The 18,689-nt window shown below is 60.1% G+C and carries 10 protein-coding genes and 3 pseudogenes; 2 read left to right on the top strand and 11 right to left on the bottom strand.

Features of this window, described 5'->3' with window-relative positions; translation table 11 throughout:
* Positions 1-103 precede the first annotated feature (103 nt).
* Positions 104-937: pseudogene (locus ACG873_RS31915) on the top strand (IS110 family transposase); the annotation flags it as partial.
* A 94-nt stretch (positions 938-1,031) separates the two neighbouring features.
* On the opposite strand, the gene ACG873_RS31910 reads toward ACG873_RS31915, so the two are convergent.
* The 9 genes and pseudogenes from ACG873_RS31910 to ACG873_RS31870 form a co-directional block, all read right to left on the bottom strand.
* A complete protein-coding gene (locus ACG873_RS31910; protein ID WP_394889974.1) occupies positions 1,032-2,135 on the bottom strand; it encodes an IS630 family transposase in 1,104 nt (367 codons plus the stop codon).
* A gap of 554 nt (positions 2,136-2,689) precedes the next feature.
* The gene (locus ACG873_RS31905; RefSeq protein WP_394889972.1) at positions 2,690-4,714 is read right to left on the bottom strand and encodes a CocE/NonD family hydrolase; all 2,025 of its coding nucleotides are present in this window, start codon (positions 4,712-4,714) and stop codon (positions 2,690-2,692) included.
* A 417-nt stretch (positions 4,715-5,131) separates the two neighbouring features.
* A complete protein-coding gene (locus ACG873_RS31900) occupies positions 5,132-5,374 on the bottom strand; it encodes a hypothetical protein (RefSeq protein WP_394889970.1) in 243 nt (80 codons plus the stop codon).
* 76 nt (positions 5,375-5,450) lie between these two features.
* Positions 5,451-6,476: an ABC transporter ATP-binding protein gene (locus ACG873_RS31895; RefSeq protein ID WP_394889969.1), complete on the bottom strand. Its 1,026-nt coding sequence runs from the start codon at positions 6,474-6,476 to the stop codon at positions 5,451-5,453.
* On the bottom strand, positions 6,473-7,480 hold the full coding sequence (locus ACG873_RS31890; RefSeq protein WP_394889968.1) for an ABC transporter ATP-binding protein: 1,008 nt from the start codon (positions 7,478-7,480) through the stop codon (positions 6,473-6,475). Before ACG873_RS31890 ends, ACG873_RS31895 begins: the two co-directional genes overlap by 4 nt.
* Before the next feature lies 1 nt (position 7,481).
* The gene (locus ACG873_RS31885) at positions 7,482-8,363 is read right to left on the bottom strand and encodes an ABC transporter permease (RefSeq protein WP_394889966.1); all 882 of its coding nucleotides are present in this window, start codon (positions 8,361-8,363) and stop codon (positions 7,482-7,484) included.
* A gap of 1 nt (position 8,364) precedes the next feature.
* On the bottom strand, positions 8,365-9,306 hold the full coding sequence (locus ACG873_RS31880; RefSeq protein WP_394889964.1) for an ABC transporter permease: 942 nt from the start codon (positions 9,304-9,306) through the stop codon (positions 8,365-8,367).
* A pseudogene (locus ACG873_RS31875) lies at positions 9,307-10,909 on the bottom strand (ABC transporter substrate-binding protein).
* A 285-nt stretch (positions 10,910-11,194) separates the two neighbouring features.
* A pseudogene (locus ACG873_RS31870) lies at positions 11,195-12,304 on the bottom strand (IS110 family transposase).
* Positions 12,305-13,447: 1,143 nt separating this feature from the next.
* On the opposite strand from ACG873_RS31870, the gene ACG873_RS31865 reads away from it, so the two are divergent.
* Positions 13,448-15,025 carry a gamma-glutamyltransferase gene (locus tag ACG873_RS31865; RefSeq protein ID WP_394889962.1) on the top strand — a complete coding sequence of 526 codons (1,578 nt, stop codon included), beginning with the start codon at positions 13,448-13,450 and terminating at the stop codon, positions 15,023-15,025.
* Between the two features lie 1,138 nt (positions 15,026-16,163).
* On the opposite strand, the gene ACG873_RS31860 is transcribed toward ACG873_RS31865, so the two are convergent.
* Positions 16,164-17,051 carry a MurR/RpiR family transcriptional regulator gene (locus tag ACG873_RS31860; RefSeq protein WP_394889960.1) on the bottom strand — a complete coding sequence of 296 codons (888 nt, stop codon included), beginning with the start codon at positions 17,049-17,051 and terminating at the stop codon, positions 16,164-16,166.
* Positions 17,052-17,253: 202 nt separating this feature from the next.
* Positions 17,254-18,279: a D-alanine--D-alanine ligase family protein gene (locus ACG873_RS31855; RefSeq protein WP_394889959.1), complete on the bottom strand. Its 1,026-nt coding sequence runs from the start codon at positions 18,277-18,279 to the stop codon at positions 17,254-17,256.
* Positions 18,280-18,689 lie beyond the last annotated feature (410 nt).

The following is an 18,689-nucleotide window of genomic DNA, read 5'->3' as shown; positions in this document are numbered from 1 at the left end:
CACGCCCTACACTGCGCGTCCGAGGTTTCCTCGGGCGGTCCGAGGTGATCCACATCACAGGAGGACGAGCCGTGGAGCAGACTGTCGGGAAGCATTTGTCGGAATCGAGTCGCGAAGCTGAGGAACGCCTTTGCGATTTCGGATGCCGGCCGAGAGAAAGAGTTCGCTTTTTCGGCGAAGTTGATGCGTCGGCCGCAAGCATGCGCCGGGTCATTCAGCGGATCGCCGGCAGGTTTGGATTGTATGCTTTCTGTTACGAGGCCGGCCCCGACCGGCTATGGTCTCTATCGGCCGATCCGTTCGTTTGGCCACAAATGCACCGTCGTCGCTCCGTCGCTGATCCCGAGGAAGCCAGGCGACCGGGTGGAGACGAACCCCGGGATGCTCTTTCGCTGGCCGGCTGAAGCGCGCCGGCGAACTGACGGCGGTATGGGTTCCCGATGAAGGACATGAGGCCAGCGCGATCTGGTTCGCCGCGAGCGGCCGTGGTCGAGACGCTGCGGGTCCATCGCCAGCAGGTGGCCGCCTTTATGCTCAAGCACGGCCGCGTCTATCCACGCAAGAAGGGCTGGCCGATGCGCCGTCTGTGCTGGTTCCAGGAGCAGCGGTTCGATCACCCGGCACATCAGATCGCGCTCCAGAAGATGGTCGAGGCGGTGCGCATCTCGAAAGAGCGGGTCGAACGGCTGGAGCGCACGATTGAAAAGTTGCTTACGGCGGCCTGGTCGCTGGCGCCGATCGTGCGGGCGCTGCAGACATTGCGTGGCGTCGATCTTCGTCGCCGTGACATTCGTCACGGAGGTCGGCGACGTGAAACGGTTCGAGAGCCCGCGCCAACTCATGGCCCTATCTCGGTCTTGTTCCTGGCGAGCGCTCGAGCGGCGAGACAATCAGGCGCGGCGGCATCACCAAGGCCGGCAACGGACGAGTGCGCCACCGAGAGTTCGATTTGCCACTGCTGCTCCTTCATGAGCTGGCGCCCTCGAGCCAGCCGCGTGCGAGATAGTCGAGCAGCGCCTAGTCACGTGAATCTAAAGTTCGCCACATAAGGTCTGCTCTGTTTTTTGGCAGAAGCGTTTGACTGATGAGAGGATCTCGTCGGCGGACCTGGTCCATTTGTATGGTTTGGGTTTTTCGTTGTGCCGCTCGATGAAGGTGCGGATATCGGCTTCGAGCTGGCTGGTGGAGGTGTGAACGCCGCGCCGTAGCTGCTTGCGGGTAAGCTCGGCGAACCAGCGTTCGACCTGGTTGATCCAGGAGGCCGACGTCGGCGTGAAATGCACATGATAGTGGGGCCGCCGCGCCAGCCAGGTCCGGATCGCCGCCGTCTTATGCGTGGCATAGTTGTCCATGATGATGTGGACATCGAGACCTTGCGGGACATTGGCGTCGATCTGCTTGAGGAAGTCGAGAAACTCGGCCGCGCGGTGGCGCTTGTAGCATTTGCCGATCACGAAGCCCGAGGCGATATCGAGGGCTGCGAACAAGGAAGTGGTGCCGTGACGGACATAGCTATGGGTCCGGCGCTCGGGAATGCCGGGCATCATCGGCAGGACGGGCTGTTCGCGATCGAGCGCCTGGATCTGGCTCTTCTCATCGACGCTGAGAACCAGCGCCCTGTTGGGCGGTGACAGGTAGAGGCCGACGATATCGCGGACTTTATCGACGAACAGCGGATCGCTGGAAAGCTTGAACGTCTGCGAGCGATGCGGCTGCAAGCCGAACGCGGTCCAGATCCTGCGGATCGTCGTGTGCGAAAAGCCAGTGGCATTGCCCATGGAGCGGATCGACCAGTGGGTGGCGTCCGCCGGGGTCGATCGCAGCGTGCGCTCGATCACGGCAGCGACCTGATCGTCATCGATCGTGCGCGGCCTGCCAGGGCGCGCTTCATCCAGCAGGCCGTCAACGCGCTCCTTCAAAAAGCGCCGCCGCCACTTGCCGACGGTATGCTCATGAACGCCGAGCTCGGCTGCCACGGACTTGCTGGCAAGGCCATCTGCGCACCGCAGAATGATCCGGCATCGTTCAGACATCGACCGCGCCACACGACGCCGGCGAACCTGACGCTCAAGATAGGCCCGCTCATCCGCACTCAACACCAGCGGCGAAATCGGCCGCCCCGTCGTATTGGCCATCGTCTCGCTCCTTCTTCAGTCGCGAGCACAACCCTATAATGAAATGAACTTCAGTTCCAGGTGACTAGTTTCGCGCCGAGCGGGGATGACTTCCTTTGGGACTTTTAAATGGCGGGGTCGTTCTGGTCGAACGCCCTAAATTCGGTCTGGAAAAATACTCTTGAACAGCGGCATCATTGCGCATTTCGCAAAAAGCGGCAACGATTCCGCTAAGTGACGGGCGCTGTGGCCGCCTGGTCAAGACGCTCGGGCGCGTCCAAGACCGGGGCCTGTCGGTTCTCAAGCGGCCGAGCGCCGCGAGCTCATACTGATATTATTTTAACCGGAAGCCTTGATCGAACTTCCGGGGTCCGCATCGGCGCGCCTTCGGTACCTTGCCTTCGGCGATCCAGATGGCTTGGGACAAGGGCATGCTGGCACTGACAATACCGGCCCAAGCGCGGCATCGGCCTTGAGAAAGGCCCGCGGCTTACAGTGTCTACGATATTACATCATCGAATTCGTCCATTTTGTTGGGTGATTCCCTTCGGAGCGAGCGCCGTTTTCTCCCCGATTCAGACGAGATCACGAGGAATCTTCTTCGACCATGATCTCTCGAAGATGCGCTCGCCTTTTTCGAAAGCGTTGAAATCGATCTGCAGGTGGAAGGTTGACTGGGTAGTAGTCATGACTGTCCGCCCCTCCACCGCTGTCTGCCAGGCTTCGCGGCCCAGCTCATAGCGGCAGTAGACTTCCGTGCGGGCTGTCGTCGGATCGTTTTCGGCGACCGTATAGATTTTGTGCTCTTTGAGGCCAACGACGGCGCCAATGGGGTCGAGACGAACGGAGCCATCGTCGCGCTTAACCGTGAGGGTGACGTGCTTCGGCAATACGTCCATGCGTACAAAACGCTCGACGTTGCCGGATTTCAGCACCGTTGTCTCTATGGGCGGAGAACCCTCGGGCGCGTCAAAGGCTGCCAACTCCGCGTCACTCGGTTGAGGCATTCGGATCGGAAGATGCAGACGGCTTGCTTCCGCCTGTAGCATCAATGTGGCGCGCTCCGGGGCGGGAAATGCGATCGGCCAATAGGCGGTGGAAACGGACAGCCGGATCCGGTGACCCGGCGGAAAAGTATAGCCGACCTCGTTCATCGCGAGGCGGATACGGTATGATTTTCCAGCTTCCATCGGCTGCAGATCTTCGTGGCTGCTGCGGTGCGACAGGTTGAGCAATCCGTAGGTGACCCGGGTTACTTCACCGGACGGGCTGACATCGGAAAGACGCGCCGCGAGCATCGCGGTCGGCTTGTCGCAAGTGATCTCCAAATCAACGACAGACGCGCCCAGGATCGGCGTGGCTTCCGTCAGGCGCTCGCTGTCAAAGATCAGGGAGCCGCCATCGTCCCACCGCTGATCCAGCGGCATCTCCGGACCAAGTCCTCCCATTCCATAGGGGCTCCACTCGCCACCCGCAATCCCGACGGTCTCAGGCGAACTGATTTCGAGAGTCGCCTGCGGCAGCGCCTGCTCGGACAACCTGCCGGTCCCCAGCTGGAACACCCGTGATGTTACATGCAGAGACGGCCAGCTCGGGTCCGCGACCCAATGCCCGGGCCGCACATCATAATGCGCTGCGGGCTCCGCCCAGTCCAGCATCCAGCTACGCAGCATTGGTTCCTGCATGATGCCGGTATCTTTGTCCTTCAACCAGTAGTCCCACCAGCGTAGGCATTCCTGCAGGAATCCGATGGCGGGACCGGGGACACCCTCATGAGGGTATGTATGACCCCAAGGCCCAATCAGCCCTTTACGTGGCCCCTTAAGCTTTTCGAGAAGCCGGAACACGGCGTTGGAATAGCCATCCGCCCATCCACCGACCGCGAAAACCGCGCAATCAATTGTACCGTAGTCCTCGCAGACCGAGCCATGCTTCCAGAAATCATCTCGGCGCTGATGAGTGAGCCAATCAATCAATGTCGGCCGTGCATTTTCCAGCCGCTCCGTCCACATCGCGTGCCAGCGCTCCTCTCCGACAATATCGGGATCGGGCGACTGCGCCATGAGCACGAAACAGTGCGTGCCCCAAACCAACGTATCGTTGAGGACACATCCCCCCATATAGTGGGCATCATCGGCGTAGCGATCGTCGGTCGAGCAGGTCGTGATAATCGCCTTAAGACCCTTGGGCCGGCACGCCGCTACTTGCAAGGCGCTGAACCCACCCCACGATTTGCCTATCATTCCCACACTGCCGTTGCACCAGACCTGTCGCGTTATCCATTCGATGGCCTCAACAGCGTCGTCCTGTTCCTGCTTGACGTATTCATCCTCGAACAGACCCTCGGAATCGCCGGTACCCCGGATGTCTAGACGGATGCTCGCGTAGCCATGCGCAGCGAAATAGCGATACATCGGTTCGTCCCTCAGAACCGTGCCATCACGTTTGCGGTAAGGAATGTAGTCGACAATTGCTGGGACGGGGCAGGATGCCGCATCCTCCGGCTGCCAGATCTTTGCAGCCAGACGGGTTCCATCGGAAAGCGGGATCCACACATTCTCCACTAGCCTGACGGGCCGGGGTCCGAGCGCAATCTTCATCCTTGCTCATCCATCTTGGCAAACTCCCACATGTTTCGTCTCCCGTTTTGTGTTAAACAAATTCCCGTTGGGCGGCCGCCGCTTAAAGTCGAGGCGCTAAGACGCTTCTGCTGTCGCTGCTCGCGCTTTGCTCAACGAGATTGTTTCTCTTCTAGGAATATGACGTGTGAGGGAGACAGGTTTGCGGCAAAGTGCGTCAGCTGCTGAAATGCGAAGCACACAGATCAGTTAAGTTTGAAATGAAAGTTTCCGTGACGCACTTCGGGACTGATCCAGACAGGGCTGAGATCGCCAAGCATTTTCGCAGGAGCCTGACACTGGCTGGTAATGCGTTGCGCACTGCTTTGCCCCTTGGGCGACCCCTGAGATCGTCCATGACACGAACATGGTTGAGCGATGGCCTGACTGCGGCAGCGCTCAACCAGCCAGTCGCGGTGGGCGGATGTTGGTTTCCATGCCGAACGTCACGTCAGCCCCGTGGAATATCCTGAGAACATCGCCAAGGCCTGGGTGATAGCCTTTTATTACGGGCCGCGCGTAAAGAAGGTCGCCGGCTGCCGCCATCGTGAAACTGTCTGCAACGTTCGTTTCGAGTGAACCTACCGTATCAAAGCCACCATCCCGCGGGATCGCAGGGTGGCCATCTTCGTGAGAATCCATGTTTCCCTATGTTTCAAGTGCATCAGTATCACTGCTCTAATTGTTTTTCGATGCATTGGCACCGGATGAGGCTAAGCTATATGAGCAGGCGATGATCGTCCGCTGCAGCCGGTAGGACCGGGATGCCAGTGGCCGGAACGCGCACGTGACAGGCCACGACGCGCCCGTCTGCCATCGGCACCAATGGCGGCACTTCGATGCGACACTGCTCGACCGCGAGTGGGCAGCGCGGGTGAAAGGCACACCCGCTCGGCGGATTGATTGGGCTCGGCACCTCGCCCTCCACCGGCACCTCCAGCCGAACCCGTTTGGGATCGGGCACTGGTGCCGCCGCGATAAGCGCCTCCGTGTAAGGGTGCACTGGTTTGGCGAAGAGCGCCTCGCATGGGGCGAGTTCCACTATCCGCCCCAAATACATGACAGCAACGCGATGGCCGATGTGCTCTACGACGCTAAGGTCATGTGAGATGAAGACGTAGGCGAGACTCATCTGCTGCTGGAGATCCAGAAGCAGATTCAAAATCTGCGCCTGCACGGATACGTCAAGGGCTGAAACCGCCTCGTCTGCGATGATGAGCGACGGCTGGAGGGCCAGCGCCCGCGCGATACCGAGTCGCTGCCGCTGGCCCCCGGACAACTCGGACGGAAGCCTGTGCATCATCTCGGGCGACATTCCCACCTTCTGGAGAAGGTCCGCAGCAAGCGCATTGCGCTGCTTATGGCTGAAGCGGTCGAAATTCTCGACGGGTTCGGTGATGATCTGTCCAGCGGTGAGGCGCGGATTCAGCGACGAGTAAGGATCCTGAAAGACCATCTGCATCCGCCGGCGCCAATTCCGAAGCGCATGTTTCTTGAGTCCCGCAATATCGATCCCGTCGACCAGCACGCGACCGCCCGTCGGCTCCACGAGTCGCATCAGAAGCCGCGCGACGGTGGACTTGCCGCAGCCAGATTCACCGACAATGCAAAGCGTCTCGCCCGCCTCGACGGAAAAGGATACATCCTCCACCGCCCGGATCACCGGAATGGTCTTCTTCAGGATTCCCGCGCCAAGCGGATAATGCTTGGTCAGATTCTCAACTTTCAGCAGAGGACCGTTCATCCGACCATCACCTCTTCGGCTCGCCAGCAAGCTGCGGCGTGGCTCGACCCAACAACACGTAGGGCGGGGGTCTGATCGCGGCAAATGTCGATGGCGAACGGGCAGCGAGGAGCAAAGCTGCACCCGACGATGGGCTCGCGCAGGCTTGGGACAATGCCGGAAATTTCTGGAAGGCGGCGCTGTCGGCCGCGCCGCCGGTCAGGCACTGATCGCATAAGACCCTGGGTGTAGGGATGCGCGGGACGCGCGAACAGATCAGTTACGGTCGCCTGCTCTACGATCCGGCCAGCATACATCACGATCACGCGTTGGCATGTCTCGGCCACAACCCCCAGGTCATGCGTGATGAATATCACGGCCGTTCCCGTGCGCTCTTTCAGATCCACGATGAGCCGCAGGATCTGCGCCTGGATAGTAACGTCAAGCGCAGTGGTTGGCTCGTCGGCAATCAAAAGTTCCGGTGAGCAGGCGAGAGCCATGGCGATCATTGCGCGCTGGCGCATTCCGCCGGACATTTCGTGAGGATAGTTGCGGACGCGCCGTTCCGGGTCAGCGATGCGGACTAGCCGCAGCATGTCTTCTGCTTTCTTCATGGCCGCGGAGCGGGATGCTTTGGTGTGGATTTGCACTGCCTCGGCGATCTGGCGGCCAACCGTGTAGACCGGGTTGAGGCTCGTCATCGGCTCCTGGAAAATCATCGCGATCTGGTTGCCGCGGATCCGTCGCATCTCCCGATCGGACAGTTCCAGGAGGTCGCGTCCGTGAAAACACACCTCGCCGGCGACAGTCCTGGCGGTCAGCTTCGGCAGCAGGCGAAGAATGGAGAGGGCGGTGACGCTCTTTCCGCATCCCGATCTGCCTACGACGCCGAGCGTCTCGCCTTTCTTCACCTGGAAGCTGATGCCCCCCAAGGCACGGGTGACGCTTTCTTCGCCGAAAAAGTGCGTCTCGAGATCTCGAACGTCCAGCAGCACATCGTTTCCTGCGGTTTGATGCATCTGCATGTTAGCGCCTCCGCTTCGCGCGGGGATCGAACATGTCGCGCAGTCCGTCCCCGAGCAGGTTGACCGCAAGGACCGTGACGGCAAGGCAGATACCGGGGGCAAAGAGCGTCATTGGAGCGATGGCGAGATACAGGCGCGAACTGGCGACCATGTTGCCCCAGCTCGGAAGCTCCGGCGGCACGCCCACTCCGAGGAAGCTCAGCGCCGCCTCCGTCAGGATAGCGCTGGCGCAGACGGTAGCGCTCTGGACCATCAGCGGCGGAATGGTGCTCGGGAGGATATGTCGCCATAGTACCTTGGGCAGGCGCGCACCTCCGCAGAGCGCGGCCTCCACGTAGGGACGCTCTCGAACTCCCAGAACCACCGAACGAACCAGCCGTGCGACGCTTGGCGTCTCGGGGATCGCGATGGCGACGATGAGGATGCCGATGCCGGCGCCGGTCAGAGAAATGAGTGCAATGGCCAGCAGAATCGTCGGGATCGACATCAGGCCATCCATGACCCGCATGACGACGTTGTCGAAGCTGCGGTTGTAACCGGCAATGACACCGATCAGAAGCCCGGCAAGAGCCGCGCACGCCGCTGATATCAGCCCGACCATGAGGGAGATCCGGGCGCCGAAGATCGTTCGCGCAAACACGTCCCGGCCCAGATTGTCGCTTCCGAACCACATCTCGGCGGAAGGCGGCTGGAGGCGCTTGAATGGATCCATGCTCACCGGATCGCCGGCGTAAAACGGGGCGGCGAGCGCCAGAATGATCAGGAGCGCCAACAGACCGCCGCCGATCAGGACCAGTGGGTGCCGTCTTGCGAAACGGGGGAGTCCAGATAGCCGGCGGCGGCCCGTGGGGACCAATTCAACTGGCGCGGAGAGGAGCGTCATCTCAGTACCGGATGCGGGGGTCGATCAGCGTATAGGCCAAATCGACTGTGAGATTAATAAGGACGTACAGACCCGAAGTCAGGATGAGCACGCTCTGAATAATGGGGTAGTCGCGGTTGTTGATAGCATCGACGACCAGACGACCGATACCGGGGATGTTGAACACCGTTTCCGTAAGGACGACCCCGCCAATGAGATAGGCAAAGCTTAGACCGATGACAGTCAGGATCGGGACGCCGGCATTCCTCAAGGCATGGTGGAAAAGCATGGCATAGGACGACGCGCCCTTGGCGGCGGCCGTTCGCATATAGTCTTCCGACAGGACCTCGAGCATGCTTGCACGCGTGATCCGGGCGATGAATGCAATGAAGCCGAGACCCAAAGCTACCGTAGGCAGGATAAGGTGCACGAACCAAGGCCGGAGGCCACCAGCGATCGGCACATATCCCTGGACCGGTAGCCAGTGCGTCCTGATAGCGAAGAAATATATGAGAAAATAGCCGATCACAAATACCGGGACAGAAAATCCAAATGCCGAAAAGGCCGTGAGGAAGCGGTCGACGAGACCTCCAGTTCGCCACGCGGCAAGGACGCCGAGGGAGACCCCGACCGTTACCGAAAGGATCATCGTCAGGATCGACAGGGAAAGGGTTGGTTCAAGCCGCTGCGAGATTAACTCGAGAACCGGCCGCCCGGCAAAGATCGAGGTGCCGAAATCGCCGCGGAGCATGTCCCGCACCCAACGCATAAACTGAATCGGCATAGGATCATTCAGGCCCAGTTTTTCGTGGATGCCGGCGATCACCTCCGCCGTGGCCGACTTGCCGGCGATGATCGCAGCCGGGTCGCCCGGCGCCAGCCTGAGAAGCAGGAAGACGAAAATCCCGACCATCACCATGACGGCGATGGCCGAAACCAATCTGCGTATTATGTACGCCGCCATTTATGACGCTTTCTGCATGTTCCACATCGGCCTGACACCCGGAATGCCAATGAGACCCGAGAGCGCCTTCCGGTGCAGGATAGGTGAGACGGCCTGACCCAGCCTAACGTCGCCGACAAAGTCCCACCAAATCCGTTGCATCTTGCGGGCCAGCGCCTTGCGCTCTTCTAGCGTTTCAACATCTGCCCATTTGGCCCGAAGGGCCTCAAACTCGTTGCTCTTCGGCCAACCGAACCAGGCATTCTCTCCATTCGCGAGGAGGAAGGATGTGGTGAGCGGATTACCGAGGGAATAATCCGCCTCGTCCGTGACGAATATGCTCCAGCCTCCGTCTTCAATAGGCCCCTTATTCGCGCGGCGAGCGACGATACCGCCCCAGTCACTCGGGGCAAGCTCGGCATTAACGCCAATCTTTCGAAATGTGGTTGCCAGGAGCTGAGACATATTGTTGTATTCGGATACGTTCGTGGCTTGGAGAATGACGATCTTCTCGCCGGCGTATCCCGCCTCCTTGAAGAGCTGCTTGGCTTTTTCAGGGTCGCCACCCTTTTTGAACCATTCCGTATTTTCATCATTTGACACCGGCGTCTCGTTGCCAAATATTGAGATGACCGTGTTGAAGTATTTTGAGTCGGGGTAGACGACCCGCATGAACGCCTCCTGATCGATCAGGTGAAGCATTGCCTGGCGCGCCTTGACGTTGTCGAACGGCTTTTGTAGGTGATTCATGCGCAGGACGTAGTCGCTGCCCGCTTTGTCCAGAATCGTGAGTTGAAGGTTCGGATCACTTTCGATTTCAGAAAGAAGATCCATCGGCGGCGATTGGAGGTAATCGATCTCACCCGCCTGCACGGCCGCGAATGCAGTCTGCTGATCGGCGATATTGTCCCAGATGACGCGATCGACCTTCACGACCTTCCCACCCGCCAATCCGTCGGGGGGGCTCGTTGCGAGGTACGTATTGTTCATTACGGTCGTAGGTGAAGCTCGCACCGGGCCTGGCAACAGCATGGTTAAACCTAAATGGCCCCGATCCGATATTCGCCGTTACCTGTTCAGTTGCGGGAAGGTTCGCGTCCTTCTGGCGCATGATGAACAGGCACGGCGTTGCGATATCCGCGAGGATATTGATCAAAAGCCCCAACGGCTCCTTAAGCGAAATCGTGAACGTTTTGTCGTCGTTCTTCGAAATATCTGTAGTTCGCGCCATGATCAGTTGTCCACCGGGAGTTACTTGGGCCCAGCGACGGATCGACGCGACACAGTCCGCGGCAGTGACTTGCGTACCATCGTGCCACTCCAGACCATCCCGGAGCTCGAACGTATACCTCTTCTTGTCATCAGAAACGCGCCACCTACCCACCATTTGTGGCTGCGGCACGAACTTGGAGTCGAGGGCGAAGAGCGTGTCGTAAACCGCCGCGCCATGATCGGCAGTTATGTTAGCCGTCGTAAGGGTCGGGTCGAAGACGCTGAGATCACCGTTTTTCACCATGCGCACCGTCCGTGCAACGGTCGCTTGCGCCCGCAGGACCGATGGGAGTGATAAAGCTGTTCCGGCGGCCACGCCGAACTTAATGAGGTCGCGTCGAGAGATTGTCATGTTCCAGTTCCCCTTTGATGCAGTGGCGTAGCTGATCCACGCTTGTTTGGTACTGTCCACGCCACGGGCGGTGAAGATGCCTGACGGACGGCGACATTTTAAAGCCTAGCCCTTGGGGAAGGAAAATTTCGCTCAAAATGGTTCGACTTTTGAAATGCGAGCTGCACAAGACGGCGTGGTTTGAAACGCACTGACCCACTCCTCATTCACTTCGACCACATCGAGATCGGCCTTCGACCAGCCCGCTTAGCTCTTATGACCGTGGTCAAGCGTGATGGATGATCTTCAGCGCACCGGTTCGACCTGATGGCCTATGGCCCACAGGAAGGCTGCCATCTCACGGGCGATCGCCGCAATGACGATGGGTTTCTTCTTGCCCGCAGCCATCAGGCGCCGGTAGCGGGCGCAAAGCCTTGTCTGCGCCTTCCAGGCGATCTCACGCACGACCTTCGGCAGGCCCTGGAGGCGGACGCGAATGGGCTCCGTTACCCGGGCGGGGTGGCGATAACCCCAAGCGCCCTCCACCAGGACACGGCGCGCGCGGCGGTTGCCGGCCAGCGTCAGCCCGCCCCGCTTCACCGTGTCGCCGGTTGACCGTTCCGAGGGCACCAGGCCGAGAAAAGCCATCAGCTGGCGTGGCTTGTCGAAACGGCGGACATCGCCGACTTCGCTGACAAAGGTCACGGCAACGATGAAGGAGACACCGCGCAGCGCCTGATAGGCCGCCACGACCGGCGCCATCGACCAGCTCGGCACCAGCTCGGCCAGCTGGGGCATCGAGCCGATCCAGCCGGTTCTGCGCATCGGTGATGACGTCGAGCTGATCCTGGAACACGATCTGCTGGGCCGGATGATCGAACTTCTGCGCCGCCAGCCAGCGGGTATGGGCCCGGCTCCAGTGCTTGCGGCCGGGAAACATCCGGCCATGGCGCAGCAGGAACGATATGAGCTGCGTTTCTTGCGCAAGTCTTCGCTGGCCGCCGCACGGACCCGAACGAGATCACGGGTGGCCTCATGGACATCGTCAGGCACCCAGATGCCGGTCAGTTCGCCGGCCCGCAACAGCCGCGCCAGGGTAACTGCATCACGCCGGTTGGTCTTGACGTGCTCGCCCGGGCGCTTCGGGATCAGCGAGGGCGCTACAACGTCGCAGCGGTGGCCGAGCTCAGCGATCTGGCGGTAGAGCCCATAGCCGGTCGGGCCGGCTTCGTAGCAGAAATGCAGGCGCGGATGCTTGCCCTCCAGCTTGCGCACGAACCGCTGCATTGCCGCCGGCGTCGCCTCGATCTCACCGAAATATCGAACTTCCCCATCGCGGCCGCCTTCGGCAATCGCAATGGCGTGCTTGGCCTTCGACACATCGACACCGACGTAAAAAACCTTATCTTGCTCCATGGCCCGTCCTTCCTTTGCTTTGGGGCTCGGCTCGGCACTCCCGAGCAACCCCCGTTTGCTTACAGCTGCAAAGAATAAGGACGGGTCGCCGCTCAGACCACGGTCATAACGTCTAGCGCCTTGCGAAACGCCCGGATCGAGCACTGCCCATGATAGTCGGATCACATCGGCGGTCGTCCATGAGCCGATACGGCTCAGCAGGGTAGTGCCGCGCCTGGCCGTGTCGACTATCCTCATCATCAGTGCCTGCTGCGTCGGTGCTGATGAATGCATAGCCAGCGGTGACCCGTGAGCCGGCTCCAGCTTGGTTATGGGGCAACCGGGGCGGATATCTTCGTCCTGATGGAGGATCGTGTCTTCCTGCCCTGATGATGACGACAACGATCTCGTCATTAAAGTTGCCCTCCTTCTGCGCCGTCCGTGTTGTTCGAAAAGGGGCAGAACCAGGCCTCCTGCTCAAGTGGCTGAAGATTCTTTTGTGGCTTCTCTTCCGGCCCTCCAATGTCAGATCAACGCACTCGAAGCCTTGATCCCTCCATCGTTCGCGGCCGACTCGCTATGTGCGTAGCGCAAGGGTCCGCTCCTAGCGCCGATTTGCGAAATATATCCGATCTCCGGTGTTGGTCGATGTTCTATATAGACGAAGTCCGCAGGCAGTCGCCTCTTGCCCGCGCTGGAAAGGCCGCGATCAAGCGTAGGCTCTAAGGACGGCCGGGTGGAGACGATCGCGTAAGCCGAAAAGATGTTGCTCGCTGCCCGCCCAGCGCCAGGGGCTCAGCGGCACACCAAGGCAGCCCCAGATCGAGGAAGAACGAGCGAGACGCTGGATTTCGCTCGGCTTGAAAGTATCCGCCCTAGGGCCGGGCATGCGGTGCGCTATCCTCCTTAAAGGCCAGCCATGTCCCGGCGCGGCTACTGAATTATCGACGTGTTTATGCGGCGATCCCTAGCGTCACGCAGGCTGTTAACATTTCAATCTACGCTGCGATGCGCGGTGCGCGTTTCAACAGCAGACGCATTTTGGCGAAAACAGTATGTCGGCATGAGTGATACTTCCGACTAGGGTAACGCGAAGATTGGACTAGGCTTCTCAGCGACGCCGCGCACTCGATCCGCGAGATTCATGGAAGGGTTGGGATATTTATGTTAAACGTTCATCCGATCGCCCGGGGTGGGGCTGTCGCAACGGGCTCACCCTGGGCGACAGAAGCTGGCACCGAGATGCTGCGGCAGGGCGGCACAGCGGCGGACGCGGCAGCAGCGGCTGCTTTGGCGATATGTGTTGCCGATCCTGCGAACGCAAGTATAATTGGACGATGTCAGATCGTATTGCGGACCCGTGAAGGGCGCTTTACAGCGATCGACGGTGCAAGCGCAATTCCTTCTTGCCTGCCCGAAACGCTCGGCACTGGACCATTGGCTTGCGCTGCGATCCCGTGCTTGCCTCAGGCGCTCGAAAAACTCCACGCAGAGCATGGCCGGCTGCCGCTTGCGGTAGTGGCTGCACCGGCGGCACGGCTGGCTGAAGACGGTTTTATTCCGCCACGCCACCTAGCCGCTGCTTGGGCTCAGAATGCAGACGCGTTGGCAAAGGGCGGTGCCGGGCCTTATCTCGACCATGCCGGACCACCAGCCCGTTTCAACCACTGCCGTCTCGCGACGTTGCTGCGTGCCTTCGGTGAACGCGGTGCCGCGGCAATCACTAGTGGAGAGACCGCTCGGATCTTGGCAGAAGGGGTGCGGGCCCGTGGGGGGTATTGGCGCGCGGAAGATCTCGCGGCGAATGCAGCCTTGGATGGCGACGTCCTCCACGCACGTTTTCGTGACTGTCAGGTCACCACGATCGGCCGTCAGGGCTGGGGGCACACGTTGATCCAGATGCTGTCCATACTGGATCGCTTGCCTCCTTTTGGCGATAGTCTCACGGGCGCTGAAGCCTGCCGCTTGGTCGATGTCATTGAAACCTGCTTTGGAGACCGACCTCAGCGCCTGGGCTCGCTAGAACCAAAACCGGGCGGGTATGCGCTGGAGGCCCTGATTGCGCCCGACTTCGTTGCCGCTCGAGCCGCGGAGATTGCGCGCCGCTTGGCCGAGGACACGCCCGCCGTTGGGCTCACTAAGGCGCCGACTGCGAAGATGATACGGGACAAAGATACCACGCATCTCTCGACGCTCGACGCGGAGGGTGCGACTGTGTCGATGACTATGTCAATCGGCCCTCACTTCGGGCTTCGCGCGACGGATGCCACGTTCGGGCTGCTCCCCGCAAAAAGCTATCGTATGACACGCGATCCGGTGCCCGGAGCCCGCGACGTCACGGAGATGTCACCGGTAATCGTTATGAGAGGTAATCGCGTGCTCCTTTCGGTTGGTGCTGCAGGTAGCGAGTTAATCCCCGGTGCAATCGTCCAGGTAATCGTCAACGTAGTCGACCGAGGATTCAGTTTGGCCGAATCGCTGCGAGCGCCGCGGGTGAACGTGTCCCAAAGTGGCGTCGGTATTCAAGTCGAGGTCGGAGCCGAAGTGATCGGCACGCTTCGTGCTCGCTGGCCCGACCTAGAGATGAGCGGCGAGGGAAGCGATCACCTTGGCGTCGTCCAAGCGGTCGGACACAATGCGGACGGTCTTCCTGACGGCGCTGCCGATGAAGCGTGGGATGGTAGTTGGGTCGCAGTGGCACCGTCTGCCTTAGAGGCCTCCGAAGCCTCCGTGGCCTCTTGATACAATTGGGATTGCGAACTGAGGAAGTGATGTTGGCGGATCGTTCGAAAATATTCCCCGAGGATGTCGAAACTGTTCCAGGCGATCCCGATATTTTCTCGCCCAAGACTCTCATGCCAAAAATGCTATCAAAATGGCGCTCCTCAGAGGCTTTGTTGCTTCAGTCCGATCCGCCGAACAAGGTTCGAGGTGTGGCGTCTGTTGACGACCGCAGGTCCTCAACGGCATTCGTTGGGATTCCTCTTTTGAGGCTTGGGGCCGAGACCATGGCAACCCGTTCAACATCATCACTCTGAGGGACAGCCGCCTTTCAATGCGAGGAGCGCCGGCCCATTACGGCATCTAGCGGGCGACATAAATACCGGCTGAGTTCCCCCACCCCGGTGTGCAGCGAGTCGGATCGAGACCTGTCTATGACCGGTGCGACGTCCTGGCCGATGCCCACGCGGCCATCTCGCGTGTGATCGCGGACACGACGGCCGCCGGGTTCTTGCCGACGGCGTCGACGCGACAATAGCGGGCGAAGAGTCTGACTTGGGCTTCCAGGGGATGTCGCGCGCAGTCTTGGGCACCCTCTCCACCGGAGCCTCAAGGCCGCGTCAACCCTGGCGGGGTAGCGGTAAGTGAATGCCGCTTCCACAGGCGTAGGCGGGCCGAGTCGCGTAAGGCTCGACTGCCGCCGGCGGCGTCGCCCGCGCTGGGTTCGATCGCATGGTCGCAGAGGTCTGCCTTGGTGAGGCCGGGCGGTCGCGGCGCAGGAGGTCTCGCGCTTTGGCCCGCGGCAGCTCATCTGCCGCGTCGTCGAGACCGTGCCGATCGACCAGGAAACAATCTATGCGAAATCTGCACACCGGGCCTTCTTTGGCGATCTGTCGAACCGACCATTCGAGCGCCCTGCCGTCCTGTCGAGTTTGGGTCGTAGGAAGCGGCCGGCAGGCGCATGCCGCCGACACCGCCTCGCGACGCGGTGCTTCTTGTTCCGCCTTGCAAATTCCAGAGTAGAAGCTCGTCGAGCCGGTTGGCCGGGCCGGCAACCGACACAATCCACTTGAGCGAGTCGGCGAGCCCTACACCTCGAGCTGTCGCATCCTCGTGGCTGGCAACATCTGCGTTTTATTAGCGGCTCTGCCCCGGTCGATCACAGCGGCCGCTTGCGCGGCGTCTGCAGGACACAAGTGTCGAGTGCTGCGAGATGTGCGTCATTGGCTGCTAGTGCTTCAAGCGCGCGGCGGCCGCGCTTGGCAGCGATCAGTTCCACGAGACATTCCGCCGCCGCGAATGTGGGAGTCATAGTGCGAAGGAACGAAGGCGTTTCGGTCCGAACGCGAATCACGATTTCGGAAAGTTTACCGATCGGAGATAGTTCGCTGTCGGTCAACGCGATCAGCTTCGCACCCCGCGAAACCACGAACTCGGCGGCCTGAATTGTATAGCGCGTGTACGGGCTAACAGTAACCGCTAGCAAAATGTCTCCTGGCCCCACAGACCGGAGCGCATCATTGGCCGTGCCACCTATTCCGTCGATCAATACCATGGACGAGCCGAGTAAGGATCCGACATGGTGCATCAGATAGGCTGCAGGAAAACTTGAGCGGAAACCGATACAAAAAATTTGCCGTGACTCCATCATGAGATCGGCGGCGGCTGCCAGGGCCGCAATCGCGGACGGCTGCGCAAGCTCCCTCAGATGGCCATGAATGGTATCGATTGTGTCGCCGATGAGCGCGCCATCGCCCTCAGCCTCTGGTAGTGCCAGTACTTTCTCCGCGCGCCCATCGATGCTTTTCGGTCGTCCCCTGATGCTGTCCGCGAATCTCTGCTTCAATCCGTCAAAACCATCGAAGCCGAGGCGCTTTCCAAGCCGTGTTAGTGTCGCCGGGGTTACTCCTGCTCGACGCGCCTGCTCCCTCATCGACAGCAGCGCGACCTCCGTCGGATGATCGAGCAACCAACGTGCGGCGACCTTCATTTGCGGCGGGAACAACTCGTAGCTGTCTTTGATGGAACTTGCGATAGGTAAACCCATTCCTTTATACATCCCTAGCACGAGCCGATAAGTCCTCAGAACTGGCAGTCGTTCCTATCATCGGGCCCACCGGATTGTTCGATCTGCTCTCCGTCAACCGACCTGACGCACCGCTAGCTTTCACGCAATCCGGCGGCGACGTTTCGCTACTTCTCTTCGACTAAACGGCGATATCCATGTCGGCTGCGAGTGCTGAGCGATCTCAAGTAGGGTGCCGGATCGGTGCATGTTCGGCCTTGGGGATACCGATTCCGAAATACCGCGTATGGGCTACATCCAGGATGCGATTGATCAAGCTCGAGTAGCTATGTCCGGCAGTCGTCGCGGCCAGGGCATAAGCGCAGGACATACTGATACCCGCCATCGAGTTAATCTCCAGAACAAAGGGCTGGCCGGATCGATCAATCCGGAAATCGACGCGGGCATAGTCCCGGCACTGACAGGCACGGAAAGTCGCAACCGAGATGTCCCGCAGCATCGTCGCAAGGCTGCTTCCGATTTGAGCCGGGCAAATTCTGTGCGGCCCCGCAACCGCCACTTCTTTCGCGTCCCTAGTCACCATACGCGTTTCATGGCCGCCGAATTCATACTCCACCAGAGGCAACGCCTCAAGCTCTCCATTTCCGAGCAACGCTACAGTGATTTCCCGCCCGTCGATGTATTCTTCTACGAGCGCATCCTGCGCATATTGCATAACGATCACTTCTACGGCCTGCCTCAACTGAGCAGGCTCATGTACAAGCTGCAATCCGAAGCTGGTGGATTCGTGACGCGGCTTTACTACCACTGGAAATCGAAGGTCGCAGGTGTTCTCGGTGCCGCGACGCATCACGCGAAAGTTCGGCGTGGGCACGCCGCGATCTCGGATCAGCCTCTTGGTGATGACCTTGTCTAACGCGATCCCATGCCCTAGTGGGCTAGATCCGGTGTAGGGGACGCCGGCCATCTCGAGCATGGCCGGAACGTGAGTGTAACAGCACTCGCCCTGAATTCCGAGGGCCATATTGAAGACCATTCCGGAGGGGCGGGCTTGTGGATCGGGGGGCATGAACTGCTCGAGCCTAGCAAGCAGTTCTTTATCCCCTTCGCACAGCAGCGTCTCGTGGCCGCCCTCCCGCAATGCCGCCTCCACGCTTTCGGCGCCTTCGCGGTATTCCTCCGAACAAGGCTGACCGAACCGGTTGATCACGCCCGTACGATCACCATTCCATACGACGGCTACCCGCATGAGTTACTCCTTCCCTGTTGTCATGTTCATTCGCTCCGTTGACCGAAGGCAACGGCTCGTCGAAGTTTGCTCGCCCGGCGGTAAGGCCAGCCAAACAGCAGGCAGGTTTGCTCCCTCCAATATACGTTTCGCCCGCTCCTCGGTATTAGCGAGCTTCGTCGTGGTTTCGCGCAAGTACGATGCTTTTCGCGAGCTGCCCCCGCAAACTCGGCTTGACCGCCAAAATCGCAATAACTGAGGCCGGCGCCAGCAAGTCGAGCTTTCACTCGCGAAATATGGCCGATGACGTGAGCCCGTTGGCTTCGCGCCAGCATGTGCCTCAGATCTTAATGCTGACATACGCGCGATGACGCTTAGTTGCCAAAATGAATTGGGATCCGCCACCAAGCGGCGGCACGCGCCAAGCATCG

It is taken from the genome of Allomesorhizobium aridi, from assembly GCF_043769475.1.
Classification (GTDB): domain Bacteria; phylum Pseudomonadota; class Alphaproteobacteria; order Rhizobiales; family Rhizobiaceae; genus Allomesorhizobium.
The sequence above is the reverse complement of the archived record's forward strand: the minus strand, read 5'-3'. Positions and strand labels throughout refer to the sequence as shown.

Coding starts and splice junctions, on each gene's coding strand:
- ACG873_RS31890 (WP_394889968.1), bottom strand. CDS start 7,480: ATGCAGATGCATCAAACCGCAGGAAACGATGTGCTGCTGGACGTTCGA.
- ACG873_RS31900 (WP_394889970.1), bottom strand. CDS start 5,374: ATGGATTCTCACGAAGATGGCCACCCTGCGATCCCGCGGGATGGTGGC.
- ACG873_RS31880 (WP_394889964.1), bottom strand. CDS start 9,306: ATGGCGGCGTACATAATACGCAGATTGGTTTCGGCCATCGCCGTCATG.
- ACG873_RS31885 (WP_394889966.1), bottom strand. CDS start 8,363: ATGACGCTCCTCTCCGCGCCAGTTGAATTGGTCCCCACGGGCCGCCGC.
- ACG873_RS31895 (WP_394889969.1), bottom strand. CDS start 6,476: ATGAACGGTCCTCTGCTGAAAGTTGAGAATCTGACCAAGCATTATCCG.
- ACG873_RS31855 (WP_394889959.1), bottom strand. CDS start 18,279: ATGCGGGTAGCCGTCGTATGGAATGGTGATCGTACGGGCGTGATCAAC.
- ACG873_RS31905 (WP_394889972.1), bottom strand. CDS start 4,714: ATGAAGATTGCGCTCGGACCCCGGCCCGTCAGGCTAGTGGAGAATGTG.
- ACG873_RS31860 (WP_394889960.1), bottom strand. CDS start 17,051: ATGGGTTTACCTATCGCAAGTTCCATCAAAGACAGCTACGAGTTGTTC.
- ACG873_RS31865 (WP_394889962.1), top strand. CDS start 13,448: ATGTTAAACGTTCATCCGATCGCCCGGGGTGGGGCTGTCGCAACGGGC.
- ACG873_RS31910 (WP_394889974.1), bottom strand. CDS start 2,135: ATGGCCAATACGACGGGGCGGCCGATTTCGCCGCTGGTGTTGAGTGCG.